Origin of the sequence: Paenibacillus alginolyticus DSM 5050 = NBRC 15375 (assembly GCF_000422905.1) — a bacterium.
GTDB lineage: Bacteria > Bacillota > Bacilli > Paenibacillales > NBRC-103111 > Paenibacillus_E > Paenibacillus_E alginolyticus.
The window spans coordinates 85,104-99,945 of record NZ_AUGY01000009.1; the positions used below are offsets into that span (position 1 = coordinate 85,104).

Genomic DNA, 14,842 nt, shown 5'->3' on the forward strand with positions numbered 1-14,842 from the left:
ATCATACTTAATCCCAAGCTGATTGACGTTCACAGGGCTACAAAGTAGTATGAGAAACATATAAGACAAATAAGAACATTTGAACAAAGAGGAGGCCCTCCCTTTGCCTGTGGAAAAAAGTCCACGTTGGACTTACGATATCAATAAGGAAAATCGCCTATTAGGAGTTCCGGAGCTGCTCCTATTCGGTTTTGATGAGATTAGGTCAGCAATGCCCCTTTCCTATCATCAGCATGCCGGATACGAATTCGTTTTGGTTGAACGGGGTAAAGCCAGCTGGGAGCTCGACGGGCACGTCTATGAGACAAAAGCAGGTGACGTGTTTCACACAAGTCCAGGCGAGATTCATCGCGGCGGCTTCAACGTGATTGAGCCTAGCCGATTCTGGTGGTTCATCGTCACACCACCGCATTCGGAAGGCTGGTTGCGCTTGCCGCAAGATGAAAGTGAAGGCTTCAGAGTTGCATTAGAGGCGCTGCCCAGAGTTACCCACACAGGACTGCAGGCCGTTGACGACATTAGAAAGTTGCGAAATGCGCTAAATTCCAACAGTCCATTACGAACCTCCGCTACCCGACAAGCGCTGCTTGGGTTGCTGCTTCTAATTCTTCAGCCTAATCAACAAATAGTCTCACTCGCTGACGATCTATTACATCAATTGGATGCATTGATTGGCCGGATTACGGAAGAACCGCAATGGCGCCCCGCTATCGAAGAAATGGCTGATTTGGTCCGAATCAGTCCCTCCCACTTCTTTCGCACCTTCCAGGAATACACAGGGCTCCCGCCTATGGTATTTATTGAACGTGCACGAATTAAGAAAGCTTGTGGCCTGCTGGTTGAAGGCACAGATACGGTCACAGAGGTTGCTAATGAGTTGGGTTACGCGTCCAGTCAACATTTCGCCACTGTGTTTAAACGTATTACAGGCATGACACCGATCCAATGGAGGAAATTTCAAACTGACCGGAATGATTCACTGTAGCGGGTAGTCCGAATGCTCCCACAGCAACAGAGCTAGGGAGATTCTCAATTTTTATGGTAACCACGATTGCCCATCTACCCTCACGAAAGCTGAATGACTCTAAAATCGGATTTTGGAGTTAGGTCTATCAGCTGTGAGGAATAGTTACTTATCGAATGATCATGCCTATCCACAGCCTCACTTAGCCTAGCAAAAATCCGTTGCGAACTACTCTAAATAAGGAAAGCATCGTCGCCTTATCCCTAATCCCAAAATGAAAAAAGGACCTTGGTATCTACAATTTGTAGACAACAAGGTCCTTTTCAGCCTTCCGCTTTCTAATCCCGATCATCGGGATCGCCACTTGAGAACACCTTTTTCACATTATCCATGATTTCCTCGACAGCCTCACTCAGCATATCTGTTGGTGTTGTAGCCTCTTCCTCAGGTTGAGTGGGAATCGTGTCGTTACATACGCGGTCGAAATAATGACTTTTATCCATGCGCTAACCTCCTAATTGTAAACCAGTCTCGTTTGTTTGTTGTTTACTTATTCTGCATCCTTTATTCACCCCAAACAGAAACTTTTGAAACATAGGTCCAAAAACCCTTGCCTAAACCCCCTTTATGGAGTAAATTAAACCTATATGAACGAATATCAACATAAATAAACCAATTTCGAGGAGAGATTAACCGATGGATATCCGCTACGCATCACACCCGAATGAAGTTAAACAATTTGACACGGAACGCCTGCAAGCTGAGTTTCAAATTAATTCTTTGTTCTCACCTAATGAAATTAAATTAGTGTACTCTCACGTTGACCGCTTCATCATTGGCGGCGTGCTTCCTATTACAGGCACACTTCAATTGCAAGCTGACAAGAAAGAAATGGCTGCAGATTATTTCTTAGAGCGCCGCGAAATCGGTATTATTAATGTTGGCGGCAGAGGCACGATCACCGTTGATGGAACGGTTTACAACATGGATTCCAAGGATTGTATTTATATTGGTCTCGGCGCGAAGGATATTACGTTTGCTAGTGATAACGCTGCCGAGCCAGCGAAATTCTACTTTAATTCAACACCTGCTCACCAAACATATCCAACAGTGAAAGTCGCCATCAGCGAAGCTACTCCTACTCACTTAGGCAGCATTAATACATCCAATGAGCGTACGATTTACAAATACATTCACACTGGCGGCGTAAAAAGCTGTCAACTCGTAATGGGTATGACGCTTCTGAAACCAGGCAACATGTGGAACACAATGCCATCCCATACACACAATCGTCGTTCCGAAGTTTACTTCTACTTTGACATGCCGGAAGATGCAGTTGTGTTCCACATGATGGGTGAACCGCAGCAAACTCGTCACGTCGTTATGCGCAATGAGCAAGCTGTCATTTCCCCAAGCTGGTCCATTCATAGCGGTGTTGGCACGAACAACTACACCTTCATTTGGGGCATGGCTGGCGAAAATCAAATGTTTGATGATATGGACGCCGTGGCCATGAAAGATTTAAAATAGTCGGTAACCTCTATTTAGAAATGGATGACAACCGATGAATCCTCTACGCAGATATGAAACCATTATGGAAATACTCCTGGCGCAGAAAGAAGTAACCGTTAACGAGCTTAGCGAACGGCTGGACGTTACGGGCAAAACGATTCGTGAAGATTTGGCCAAACTCGAAGAAAAAGGGCTGCTCGTCCGCATTCATGGCGGAGCGGTGCTCGCTCAAAGTGATCAGCTTGGCATACTTTCTACGAAAGAGCCGATCATTAAGCATGCCGATCAGAAATCCGAAATCGCAACGATTGCTCTACGATACATTCAGCCACGGGATATTATTGCCCTCGATGGCGGCAGTACAACACTTGAAATTGCTAGGCGGCTGGAAAATCAGCCGCTTACTGTTGTAACGAACGATTTATTTATAATCTCCGAGCTCTTGCATAAGGAAGAAATTCGGCTGGTTGTTCCAGGCGGCTACCGTCTGCGCAACATGCTCGCAGGACCTGAAGCCGTGGAATATGTGAGTAAGCTCAACATCCAGAAATCGTTCATTTCTGCCACTGGTGTTCATTTGCAGCACGGTTTTACCATCTACACGAGTGATCATGCCGATTACAAACGTGCGTTGATTAGATCCAGCGCAACGGTTTACGGTGTTGCCGATCATTACAAATTCGGCCAGTGTGCCTTACGAACGTTCGCTTCCTTGTCCGAGGTGGCTATGATCCTAACAGACAGTGCCCTCCCCGCTGATATTGCCAAGCAGTACCGTGATGCTGGCATCCAGATCGTAACTCAATAGTGAAAAGGAGTATCCTTCATGACACTTTTTAATTTATCAGGCAAAACAGCCTTCGTAACCGGCGCTTCCGGCGGTCTTGGTCAAGCGATGGCCATTGGCCTTGCTGAAGCAGGCGCTAACGTCATAGCTGTATCCTCATCTGAAAGCGTGCAAACGGTCGAAGCCATCCGCGCACTTGGCGGCAAAGCCGAGCTGATCGCAGCTGATCTTAGCAACGAAGACATCCTTGAAGATGTTGTGAATAAAGCCATCGGCATCTACGGCAGCATCGATATTCTCGTGAATAATGCTGGAATCATCCGTCGTACGCCGGCTGTCGAGCATGCGCGTCAAGATTGGCACGATGTGATTGACCTGAACTTGAACTCCGCCTTCTTCTTGTGCCAACTGATTGGCCGTCACATGATTGAGCGCGGCAGCGGCAAAATCGTCAACATCGCTTCCATGCTGACCTACCAAGGAGGCATTAATGTGCCTGGCTACACAGCGAGTAAACACGCTATCGCTGGTGTTACCAAAGCATTAGCCAATGAATGGGCTGGGAAAGGCATCCAGATCAATGCGATCGCTCCTGGTTATATGACGACTAATAACACAGCTCCTATTTTAAAAGATGAAAAACGCACACAATCCATTACGGATCGAATTCCGGCAGGCCGTTGGGGCTCACCAGAGGATTTGAAAGGTCCAGTTGTGTTCTTGTCATCGCATGCCTCGGATTATATGAACGGACACGTACTTTGCGTGGACGGCGGATGGATGGCTAGATAGATGGGAATCGGTACATTAGCCCATACCGTAGGACATCTTCCGTTGAAGCAATTAACAGAGAAGCTTAGCGGACGAGGCATTGACTTCGTTCAACTTGCACTCAGCAAAGCAATCAGTGATTATGACACGAGCCTCGGCAGGCTCAGCCCTGCTCTGGCCAACCACATTGGCGAGCAATTTCACCGTGCTGGCATCCAGATTGGCGTCCTTGGCTGTTATATCAACCCGATTCATCCAGATCCGCAGAAGCGGCGTCATGAAATCAATCGGTTCAAAGAGCATTTGCGTTTCGCCAGAGACTTTGGTACTTCTATCGTCGCGACGGAAACGGCTGACTTAACGACGTACCTCGCGCAGGATTCTGAACGATATGAAGCTATTGGTTGGGATACCCTCAAACAAACAGTTGAAGAATTGGCTGAGGAAGCGGAACGTTGGGGTGTCTTTGTCGGACTCGAACCCGTATTCACTCACACATTATCTAGCTGTGATAAAATGGTTCGGCTCTTGGATGAGATTCCTACCAGTAATCTGGGGGTTGTGTTTGATCCAGTTAATCTGCTCCCGCCAACAGAAATAGATTCACAAGATGTTTTCCTTGATCAGGCCTTTGCTGCTTTTGGTGACCGGATTGTCCTCGCCCATCTTAAGGATGTTGTCATCCAGAATGGTAAGCGGAAAGAGGTGCGATCCGGCAAAGGTATTTTCCAAACGAAATCGTTTTTGGACAAGCTGCATCGGGTAAAACCAGGGATCGACATCTCATTAGAGCAGCTAACGGATGATACGATTGACGAAACCGTTCAATACGTAAGAAGCCTTTTGAATTAATACATAGGCCCCATTCTCTCTTTCATTAGAGGAACTGGGGCCTTCTTATTTGAATGGACGCCTATTTCTTAATATCTGGAACTGTCATGACATCATAGGCGTTACCCAAATATGTTTGCAGCGCCTTCAACGCCGCAACCCCCACCGCAATGTCATCCTCGCCATTCCCTCCACTTACACCGACTCCGCCTATGACACTCCCGTTCACCACAATCGGTAGCCCCCCGACGAAAATAGCAAATTTACCAGGCATCATGGCATGAATCCCAAATGCCTCACCATGGATAGTTGCTGGACCACCGGGTTGATTGAACAAATGTGTAGAGCGCCTGTGACCGCTAGCTGTAAACGCCTTAGCTATGGCGATTTCCGGGCTCGTATTGCGAGCGCCATTCATTCTTTCTAACGCAATGAGATATCCGCCATCGTCTACGATACATATGGTTTCGGCTGCATTCGCTTCTACTGCCGCTTGTATGCCTGCAGCGATCATAACTCTCGCTTCCTCTAATTCAAGCTTAAATACTGATTTCATAAGTCAATTCCCCCCTGCTTGTCGACCATTATGATGTGAGCAACGAACGCCTCTTCCATTCATATGGGGACGTAAAGGGTTTAAGTCATAGTCGTCACTTGAAAAAAGATATTGAATTTCGGGGAAGGAAATTGTAAGATTACAGAAAATTATTCGATGTGTGACTGGCGTAAACATGGATAACCCTGAGGGAGCACATTGCAAACAGCCGTACGCCTGGGCAAAGTATTTGATCCTTGATCAAGTGCTTTTTTGTTCTTTTATGACAATTGAAAGGTTAGGTGGTTGTTAATGAAAATGGCATTCGTCTTATTCGATGGGATGACCGCATTAGACTTTGCCGGCTTCTATGAAGCTATTACATGGATAGGGATTTTGGGAGCTAAAGAGAACGTCTCTTGGGATTTCTGCTCCAATAAGGACGAAATTACCGACGACCGAGGCTTAACCGTTAAAGTAACACATGTTTATCCTGATCTATCGGGTTATGATCTCCTGTTTGTACCTGGCGGATTTTCAACGAGAAGCCTTAGATTCGACACTGCCTTCATCGCTTGGCTCCAAACTGCCGGTAATGTGACTTACAAGGTTTCCGTGTGTACAGGTGCGTTGTTACTGGGTGCAGCCGGATTTCTACATAAAAAAAAGCAACCACAAATCCGTCCGCCTATGATTTATTGACGCCATACTGTTCCGAAGTCATGAAAGAACGAATCGTCAGAGACGGAAATCTCTTTACCGGTGGCGGCGTTTCGGCCTCCATTGACTTAGGATTATTCGTGATTGAATCGCTTACTGATTCTCATTTCGTACAGCAAGTTCAACAAAAGATGGATTACCCTTACTATCAAGCGGGACAGTTGTTTAAAGTGAATTTGGATTGATTAACCTTCCCAATAAGGATAAACGACTTACACTTGTTTTGGGCGAGAGAGTGTGTTTGGGTGGTGGGTGTGAGTGAGTGAGTGAGTGAGTGAGTGAGTGAGTTTGAGTGAACGTGTATGTCTGTAGCCAAGACGTATATGTTCAAATATTTATTTGCTTACTCGCTCACCCATGTAATGTTGTTGCATTTTATACAACATTACGCTAGCGAATCCGCGTTTTCCTCGCGATTGTTGCATAAAATATAACTATTCCAGCCGAAAGTAGCATTTTAGCAGGAAATTAGGCTAAATTGTTGCACAAAATACAACATCTTCACCTTTGCCCAGCCAAAATGATAGAAATTGTTGTACGCCGTACAACAATTTCCTCCCTTATTGCCCAAATCAACTATAAATCTGAAAACCATAAACTAGAAGACCAAATTACCAAGCAAACACAATCATTTCCCAACTATTTATGCCTGTATCCTGTATCCTGTATCCACACTCTCACTCGAGCCGAGTCCGTATCTCCCCCTCCCGAGCAATGGGTAAGCTCCACTCCCGCTTGACCCGAAGCAATTAAATAAGCCTACCCAGCACACATAAAGTGTCTGGATAGGCTCATCTGTGTTATTTTTTAGGTTGTTCACGGTTAACACGAACGGGTCTCTCGACCCAATTCTCACGATTCATACGTTGAACCTGATTAATCGGATTCTTAAGATCGATAATCTCGACAGTTTTACCTTCCGCTTGCAGTGTGGCCGCTAGCTTTTCCTTATAACCTGTTCCAGCCGCTGGTCCGCCACCCCCGTTGCGTTTACCCTTGTTCCAAACTCTGCCTTTACTCATTTCACCACTCCATTTTTGTTTTAAGTGTAAAGGCACGAGGAAAAAAACGCAAATTTTTACTTCAAAACCTTATCTACTTTTTGTCAAAAAGGGGGACCTGCTCCAAAACCAATCACTTCACGGGCCCCATATTTCCTTTGGTCACCTTAACGGAAACATGAATGTCAGCCTTTGACAGCGCTTCTCCCCAATGATCCTCCACTTTCTTGTATTGACTATATTCGTGGACGCGTGCATACAGACCAAGCCCGATCGGATCGATTTGATGCTTCTGTGTGTTTTTGATTAGGTTCTCGAACTGCTTTTTCATATGTTCAGAAATCATTTTTTCTAACTCTTTTCCATTCTTTCGTACATCAAAAGGGAATAAACGTTCAGTAAGACCGGCTGGCATTTTAATGTTGATATCGAACCGAAACTTGTTCTGCTTATACGAGGTTTTTATTTTTGTTTTCATTCCTTGAACCGATATACTTAAATGGTCTGTTTGGAATGGACCGCTCTTCTTTTCACCAGGAATCAGAAGTGTAACGCTTACAGATTTCTTGGTGTTTTTATTCAATATTTGAAGTAAACAGGTTTCATCGAGCTTATGTCCATACGGTCAAACTTTACGCTAACATTACCCTTGCAGCTCAAACGCCTTGGCTAACAAACGATAAGAATGAATGCGCGCATCCACTTCATGAATCGGCGAAACGACCATAAACTCGTCAGCTTTATACGCTTCGTTCAGTTTGAGAATCTCCGCTTTTACTTGCTGAGGCGTACCCACAATACGCTTGTGCTGGCGACCACGTATTAGGGCCAAATCCGATTCTGTATACGGATAATTCATAGCCGTTTCAACGGAAGGGAATGAGGGCAACAGCGCGCCGCGGCCAAGGGAGAGGAAGAATAAATCCGTACTCGTTGCCAATCGGTTCGCCTCTTCTTCCGTATCGGCGCAAACGACTAAAACCGCTGCAAGCGAATGTGGCTTATCATTCAAAATAGACGGTTTGAATTCCTCGCGGTAAATCTGCAGCGCTTGTTCACAATCGGCATTGCCAAAAAACTGAGCAAAACCAAATGCAGCCCCTTGTTTAGCGGCAATACTGGCACTGTCGTAGGAAGAACCGAGCAGCCAAATTTCCGGTGCTGTCGGAATAATTGGAGATGCATGCAGCGCAGCAAAGCGATGGTTCGCAGGCAGCGAATCATATAAATACCCCGTCAAGTCAGCAACTTGCTGCGGATATTGATCTACGCTCGTGTATTTCCCCTCTTGCAGCGCTCGCGTCGAGATGGGCATGCCGCCTGGTGCACGTCCAAGACCAACGTCAATCCTTCCCGGATGCAGCGCCTCCAACAAACGGAAATTTTCAGCTACTTTGTATGCACTGTAATGCGGCATCATAATACCGCCTGACCCTAAGCGGATCCGATTCGTTTTTGCAGCTAAATGTGCGATAAGTACTTCTGGGCTTGAATGAGCAAGCGCCTCAGAAGCATGATGCTCCGACACCCAGTAACGTGTATAACCAAGTTTATCAGCCTCTTGCGCCAGCTCGGTCGTTTCAACCAGTGTTTGCGCGGCGTTGCGACCTTCTCCTATTTGTGATTGGTCCAAAATCCCCAATTTTAACATGCTCGATCACCTCCTTTTAACTGTAACATATTTATGCACAGAATAGCAAAGACAGTCGTGATTACTCCCGACTGTCTTCAAATTTATTGAACAAGACAAGCCTGCTCGAAAGGATGCTCACCATTCCATTCAGAATGACAGGCTACCTTCTAACATGATGATTTCATATGCCAAGCATCTAAAGATTTTAAATACATATTTCCGTCATTCGCATAAATGCGTACATGCTCGCTATCGTGACGTGTCGGATATACACGTGCAGACATGGCAATCTCATTCTGAATAAATACCTCGATCGTTGAATGATCGATAAACACGCGTAGCAATAGATCATCGCCATTGACCTGAGACAAGTCCGCAGTCACTTCATGCCGGTGTACATCTAGGTCCTTGCTTGATCTCGAACGGTCCAACACGACCTTTAGACTTTTGAAGTCGATTTCAAGCAAAGTTTCTTCCTCGCTACCCGGTGAACCGAATAATGACATACCGAAGATCCCACTGCTTTGCTGTCGATCAATAATAACGGAGAGCTCCAACGCTTTGCCTTTTATCCCTTTTACCATGTCGCCTTCAATCCATCCAGAACCAAGTGACCAATGCTCACCATGCAAAGATTGAAGTTCTGGGATAGGCTCAATATGAAGTCGTTGGGTTTCCTCATTCAAAGACAACAATCGAGGGACATTATGAGCTCCCGACCAGCCACTTATCTCCTTACTGCTTCCTCTTGCACTGTCCGGCATCCAACTGAACAAGATTCTTCTACCGTTTTCGTCTTTACAAGTAGTCGCAGCATAGAATCCCTCTCGACCGCCATAGTCCAAAATGCCTGTATACTCCTCTATAAAACGGTACTCCTTTGTTAAGACCCCAATTTTGTATCTTACCCTATTATCTTCTTCATCCGGAGAATAAGTAAGAACCCATTTACTGCCTAGTTGGAATAGATTAGGACACTCCCAGACTCTCTCCGGTCCATCAGCCGTAATGCCCAAGAATTCCCATGACAGCAAGTCGTTCGAACGGTAAAGAACCGCGCATCCTCTGTTGTTATGAGTTCCTCCGCAGACCATGAACCATGATCCGTCCATTTCCCAGACGTAAGGATCCCGCCATTCCTCGATAACCATGTCCCCATGAATTTCCGACTTCAGAATCGGATTAGCCGGTGATTTCTCCCAATGAATGAGATCATCGCTGCCGAAAGCCAACCATTGCTGAGCACCAGTTTTGGAATTCCGCTCTCCCCCACCAATGCTGGTATAAAGGATCGCAGGTTTACCTCCAGCCATAACGGTACATCCTGAAAAGCAATGCTCCTCTCCCTGTTCAAGAGAGGGGTATAGCGCAAGCGGCAAATGCTCCCAATGCACGAGATCTTTACTCTTCGAATGACCCCAGTGAATAGTCCCCCATTCATCTCCAAACGGGTTGTGCTGGTAAAAAACATGATACTCCCCATTTACGTGAATAGGCCCATTCGGATCATTGATCCATCCACTTTTCGCTGTAAAATGATACGTAGGTTTATTTGTATTCATATCAGGATTTCACTGCTCCTCGAATGACGCCGCTAATAATCCAACGCTGCGCAATTAAATAGACGACAATCATCGGAAGTAAGGCCATGAGATACGAAGCGAAGGCATAGTTATAATTGACACTGAATTTGGACTGGAACACATATTGAACCAGCGGCAGCGTGGCCATGGACGGTTTGCTAAGGATAATAAGCGGCAGCAAAAAGTCGTTCCAGGCCCAAATACAAGTCAAGATGGCTACCGTCGAATTGATTGGGCTAAGGAGTGGAAAGATGACTTTCCAAAACGTGCCCCAAACACTGGCGCCGTCCATCACAGCTGCTTCTTCCAACTCAATTGGGAGACTTTTTAAATAACCAACATACAAAAACATATTAAATGAGATCCCGTAAACGACATACAAAATGATAAGACCATATTGATTATTCAAGTGTAGATTTGACATTTCTTTAACAATTGGCAGCATAATAATGGGAAAAGGAACAAACAATGCACTTATGAAATAGTAGTACAGAATTTTGAAAAACCGCTTTTCCATATTACGAGACACCGCATAGGCCACTAATGAATTCGTTAGAAGAGTAAATACTACTGCACCTACTGTCACTATAGCACTGTTCGTAAAAGCATGTGAGAAGTTGGTCATCTTGTAAGCTTCTGTGAAGTTACTCCAATGCCACACTGTAGGCCAAGCCAATACGGAAGAGGCCATTTGCTGCGGGCTTTTTACGGCGATCATTATGGTCATATAAAGTGGAAATATGACAATAAGCGAGCCCAATGCAATTAAGAAAGTGACAGTCCAATTTGTACGGTTTTCACTCATTGTAAGCTCATCTCCCTTCTTTGCAGGATCTTGAGCTGGATGATTGAAATGACCACAATAACGATAAAATAGAGGACGGCATTCGCCGACTGATAAGCAAAGGAACCGCCTTGAAATCCATCTGTGAAAATTAAGTAAGAGATCGACATCGTTGCCTTCGCGGGACCACCTTGGGTGAGCGCTACGATTTGATCGAAAGCCTGCAGAAAACTTTTCATGGCCAACACCATATTGATGGTGAAAAAGGGAGCAATCATCGGAAACGTAATATGCCAGAACTCTTTCCATTTTCCCGCACCGTCTAAACTCGACGCCTCGTATAGATCTGCAGGAATGGTCTGCAGTCCCGCCAAATACAAAATAATGTTAAAAGCAGTCGCTTGCCAAACTGTGACAATGACAATCCCTACCCAAGCCCATTCCTGTCGACCTAAAATATTAAATGCCATGCTGCTCATGCCAATTTTGGTGAACATATCCGGCAATATATTGGAAAAAAAATAATTGAAAATAAAACCAACAATTAGAATACTTAGGATATTAGGAAGAAAATAAACCGCTCGAAATGTATTTTTCAGCTTGATGCGAGAATTTAGTCCCATAGCCACCGAAAGGCTGATAATGTTCACGATAATCGTTGTTAGTATAGCAAACTTAAAGGTAAACCAATATGCGTGATAAACGTTGCTATCTTTAAATACATTCACGTAATTTTTAAATCCCACCAAATGATAGGTTTGCGATAAACCGTTCCAGTTAGTGAAACTATAAAATACCCCCATAAGAACAGGAAACGTATGAAAGGTAAAGAAAAGAATGACGGCCGGAATGACCATCAAATAAAACGTACTCCTATTTTTTCGCATGTAAAAGCTCCTTTGTAAAGAAAAAGGGATGAAACGAAAAGAGCAATGCCCTCAATTTCATCCCCGTCACTTTAGCTTATTATCGGTTACTTGCTTTCGTCCACTCGTCATCCATTGTCTTCAATAAAGCCGGAATGTCTTTTTTCATGATGACTTCCTGAAGCAATTGATCCAGTTTCATGCTGCTTGGAACATAGTGGTCAATGAAGTCAGCAGTCAGGCCTTTTTCGAATATAGGCTTAAGGTCACTTACAGATGGATCATTCTGCACAACCCCTTTGATTGCGGAGAACGTATTGACTCCCTTGACATAAACCTTCGCGTTCTCGGGATCAAGTAGGAAGTTAATAAATTTCTTGGACTCGTTCGGATACTTTGTTTTCGCCGACATCGCTAGAAGTTGATCTACGCCAGAAATGAGCTTGTTTTTGTTCGGATCGTTGGTGACTGGGTAAGGGAATACCCCGACTTCGACGTTTGGATTTGCTTTCTTGATATCCGCGATTGCCCAAACGCCTTGTGCATACATGAAAGATTCACCGTTCGCGAAAGCAACATTGCCATCATTGTAAGCTTTTCCGAAGGTGTCCTTTTGGCCAAATGTAATAAATTGAAGGTACTTTTCTGTAGCCTCTTTATAATTGCTTGAATAATTCGCTTGCTTTGCTTCATGTTTCGAGTAGAAATCGTCACCTTGTGTGCTTGCTGCGAATGCATTATAGGACGGCAGCGTTGTCCAGGAATCTTTGAAAGTGAAGTAGAAAGGAAGCTTACCGGCATCTTGGATTTTTTTGGAGAGAGCTACGAACTCATCCCACGTTGTTGGAACCGTTAAGTTCATATCTTTAAACAATTTCTTGTTGTAAATGACGCCGTTTGCGTTAACGCCGTAAGGAATCGCATACGTTTTATCGGTTTTGGAAATGTCGTGCAGGGTCTTGATATAAGCATCAGGAATATTTTTCAGTTCAGGAGCGTTGGTGAAATCAGCCAAGACACCTGCTTGGACTAAAGTCGCATAAACATTGTCTCCTCCGTTTGCAATGATATCCGGCACTTCACCGGCAGCAACTTTTGTTTTGAGCGCAGTGGATGCATCCGGCGGATTATCTTGCACGATATGGATATTCGGATTTTGCTGTTCAAACTTTGCAATCAATTGATCAAACGTGTCGCGCGCTTCTGGTTTATATTGAAGGAATTGCAGTTCTACTTTCTTGCCACTGGCTGTTGCAGCCGGGCTGGACTGCGATGCATTTGGTGTAGTACTAGTTTGGGTTTCACTTTTCGCCCCGCAAGCACTTAAGAGAGAAATAGCGGTCAACGAAACGGTAACAACTTTAAGGATATTTTTCATTCAATAAATCCCCCAACTCACAAATTTTGTTTGTAATGTCTCTCTGTTTTAGATACAATTAAAATGGTTTGTTTTACTTTTTGCCCATAGCCTTATTGGCTTGGGTTCTTTTTTTGGCTTTTTTCCGACTTTGTTCTGCGTGCGACAATTGACAGGGTCCCTTTTCATAATCACCTCCTTAATAAAATATAAATACTCGTTCAACAAGGCTACGATTATTTCTTTCCTCCACAACTCTCCCTAACTACCAAGTTCGTTCCAATCGTGACATGCAGGACTGGTTCTCGCCCCTCAAATCGTTCTACAAGAAGCTGTACGGCCGACCTGCCAATTTGTTCTGGAAATACTTTCACACTAGTTAGAGGTGGATTCACGTAGGCGGAAACATCAATATCATCAAACCCAATAATAGCCATTTCACTTGGCACGTCCACCCCATTCTCATGTAAAGCTCGAAGGGTGCCGATCGCCATCGGATCATTACTGATGAAACAGGCGGTTGGACGATCAGATTTGCCCAGCATTTCCTTCATTAATTCGTATCCGCTTGCTGTATTCCATTCACCGGTATACATGTACTCGGGGTTATACCATCCTTTATCTTTCATGACGCGTTCAAAATGAAGTTGTCGTATATCAACAGCGGTTGGTCCTTTTTTGTTCGGTCCAAGTTTATATACATATTCGAACCCGCCTATCATTCCGATCTTCTGATGACCCAAGTGAAACAAATGTCCGAGAACATCTTCCACTGCTTGTTGAAAATCAAGTTTGACGGAATCGTAATTCGAATTATTTAGTAAATGATTAACTAAAACAACCGCAGCTCGATTCGGATATATTTTTTCAATATCCTCCATGTCCACAGAACCCACAACAATAAGACCATCCATCTGATGAAAAGCTGAAGGATCGACATTGTTCCCTCTAACTACCTTGCCGATGGCGATGCCCAATTCTTCACACCGCTTCTCAACACTGAGTCGCACGGATGAGAAATACGGATCTTCTTTCTCATCATCAGATGAGATCCAAAGAAGTAAACCAATCTGTTTGTTCGATAGTTCGTTTTCTTTTTTCAACCGTTTAACACGGCTAGGCTTATATCCTATTTCTTCTGCAACTAAAAAGATTCGATCCCGCGTTTCATCACTCACAGACAGACTGAGGTCATTATTTAATACGCGTGAAACGGTTGCGGAAGATACATTGGCTTGTTCAGCTATATCTTTAATGGTCGCCATTCACACCACACCTTATTTAGTTAATAAATTTACTAATTTTATTAATTATATCAGTTGCTATATTTTTCTGCAATCCCTTTCATTTCTATGCGCAAGTAAAAATATTCACCTTAAAGCAGCCCGACTCCAGAACTTCCAGTGATAATCACTACGTTTTCATCTTTTCATATACGGACATTTTCATATTTTCATAGCATTTAATCATATTTAAATGCAATTAGTCAGAAAAAGAC

Annotated in this window: 14 protein-coding genes, 2 pseudogenes and 1 riboswitch; of the genes and pseudogenes, 6 read left to right on the forward strand and 10 right to left on the reverse strand. The window is 44.3% G+C overall.

The genetic code is table 11. The features are described from left to right. The first annotated feature begins 109 nt into the window (after window positions 1–109). Entirely contained in the window at window positions 110–985 is an 876-nt protein-coding gene (locus G519_RS0104135; RefSeq protein WP_244280008.1) for a helix-turn-helix domain-containing protein, read from the forward strand. Window positions 986–1,302: 317 nt separating this feature from the next. Here G519_RS0104135 and G519_RS49905 read toward each other — a convergent pair whose 3' ends face one another. Continuing rightward, window positions 1,303–1,467 (reverse strand): hypothetical protein, encoded by a 165-nt coding sequence (locus tag G519_RS49905; RefSeq protein WP_154669531.1) that lies wholly within the window; start codon window positions 1,465–1,467, stop codon window positions 1,303–1,305. A gap of 193 nt (window positions 1,468–1,660) precedes the next feature. Between G519_RS49905 and kduI the strand changes: the two genes are divergently transcribed. The 4 genes from kduI to G519_RS0104160 are packed head-to-tail and all read left to right on the forward strand — an operon-like array spanning window position 1,661 to window position 4,886. Beyond that, the gene (gene kduI / locus G519_RS0104145; protein WP_029193611.1) at window positions 1,661–2,494 is read left to right on the forward strand and encodes a 5-dehydro-4-deoxy-D-glucuronate isomerase; all 834 of its coding nucleotides are present in this window, start codon (window positions 1,661–1,663) and stop codon (window positions 2,492–2,494) included. A gap of 34 nt (window positions 2,495–2,528) precedes the next feature. After that, on the forward strand, window positions 2,529–3,284 hold the full coding sequence (locus G519_RS0104150; RefSeq protein WP_029193612.1) for a DeoR/GlpR family DNA-binding transcription regulator: 756 nt from the start codon (window positions 2,529–2,531) through the stop codon (window positions 3,282–3,284). A gap of 18 nt (window positions 3,285–3,302) precedes the next feature. Further along, window positions 3,303–4,055, forward strand: a complete 753-nt coding sequence (kduD, locus tag G519_RS0104155; RefSeq protein WP_029193613.1) for a 2-dehydro-3-deoxy-D-gluconate 5-dehydrogenase KduD — start codon at window positions 3,303–3,305, stop codon at window positions 4,053–4,055. Beyond that, window positions 4,056–4,886, forward strand: coding sequence for a sugar phosphate isomerase/epimerase family protein (locus G519_RS0104160; protein ID WP_029193614.1), 831 nt, complete (start codon window positions 4,056–4,058; stop codon window positions 4,884–4,886). A 61-nt stretch (window positions 4,887–4,947) separates the two neighbouring features. On the opposite strand, the gene G519_RS0104165 is transcribed toward G519_RS0104160, so the two are convergent. Further along, window positions 4,948–5,421 (reverse strand): GlcG/HbpS family heme-binding protein, encoded by a 474-nt coding sequence (locus tag G519_RS0104165; RefSeq protein ID WP_029193615.1) that lies wholly within the window; start codon window positions 5,419–5,421, stop codon window positions 4,948–4,950. Window positions 5,422–5,571: 150 nt separating this feature from the next. Next, window positions 5,572–5,650, forward strand: a riboswitch (ZMP/ZTP riboswitch). A 62-nt stretch (window positions 5,651–5,712) separates the two neighbouring features. Between G519_RS0104165 and G519_RS41645 the strand changes: the two are divergent. Next, window positions 5,713–6,305 (forward strand): annotated as a pseudogene (locus tag G519_RS41645) (DJ-1/PfpI family protein). A 615-nt stretch (window positions 6,306–6,920) separates the two neighbouring features. Here G519_RS41645 and G519_RS0104175 read toward each other — a convergent pair. The 8 genes and pseudogenes from G519_RS0104175 to G519_RS0104215 all read right to left on the reverse strand — a co-directional run bounded on the left by G519_RS0104175 (window position 6,921) and on the right by G519_RS0104215 (window position 14,609). Beyond that, window positions 6,921–7,142 (reverse strand): hypothetical protein, encoded by a 222-nt coding sequence (locus tag G519_RS0104175; protein ID WP_029193616.1) that lies wholly within the window; start codon window positions 7,140–7,142, stop codon window positions 6,921–6,923. A gap of 112 nt (window positions 7,143–7,254) precedes the next feature. Next, window positions 7,255–7,716 (reverse strand): annotated as a pseudogene (locus tag G519_RS41650) (Ger(x)C family spore germination C-terminal domain-containing protein); the annotation flags it as partial. Window positions 7,717–7,764: 48 nt separating this feature from the next. Beyond that, window positions 7,765–8,772 (reverse strand): LLM class flavin-dependent oxidoreductase, encoded by a 1,008-nt coding sequence (locus G519_RS0104185; protein ID WP_029193617.1) that lies wholly within the window; start codon window positions 8,770–8,772, stop codon window positions 7,765–7,767. Between the two features lie 149 nt (window positions 8,773–8,921). Next, window positions 8,922–10,316: a glycoside hydrolase family 32 protein gene (locus G519_RS0104190; protein WP_029193618.1), complete on the reverse strand. Its 1,395-nt coding sequence runs from the start codon at window positions 10,314–10,316 to the stop codon at window positions 8,922–8,924. 1 nt (window position 10,317) lies between these two features. After that, the gene (locus tag G519_RS0104195; RefSeq protein ID WP_029193619.1) at window positions 10,318–11,142 is read right to left on the reverse strand and encodes a carbohydrate ABC transporter permease; all 825 of its coding nucleotides are present in this window, start codon (window positions 11,140–11,142) and stop codon (window positions 10,318–10,320) included. Next, window positions 11,139–12,008 (reverse strand): carbohydrate ABC transporter permease, encoded by an 870-nt coding sequence (locus G519_RS0104200; RefSeq protein WP_029193620.1) that lies wholly within the window; start codon window positions 12,006–12,008, stop codon window positions 11,139–11,141. Before G519_RS0104200 ends, G519_RS0104195 begins: the two co-directional genes overlap by 4 nt. A 79-nt stretch (window positions 12,009–12,087) precedes the next feature. Beyond that, the gene (locus G519_RS0104205) at window positions 12,088–13,365 is read right to left on the reverse strand and encodes an ABC transporter substrate-binding protein (protein WP_029193621.1); all 1,278 of its coding nucleotides are present in this window, start codon (window positions 13,363–13,365) and stop codon (window positions 12,088–12,090) included. Between the two features lie 215 nt (window positions 13,366–13,580). Further along, window positions 13,581–14,609 (reverse strand): LacI family DNA-binding transcriptional regulator, encoded by a 1,029-nt coding sequence (locus G519_RS0104215; protein ID WP_029193622.1) that lies wholly within the window; start codon window positions 14,607–14,609, stop codon window positions 13,581–13,583. Window positions 14,610–14,842 lie beyond the last annotated feature (233 nt).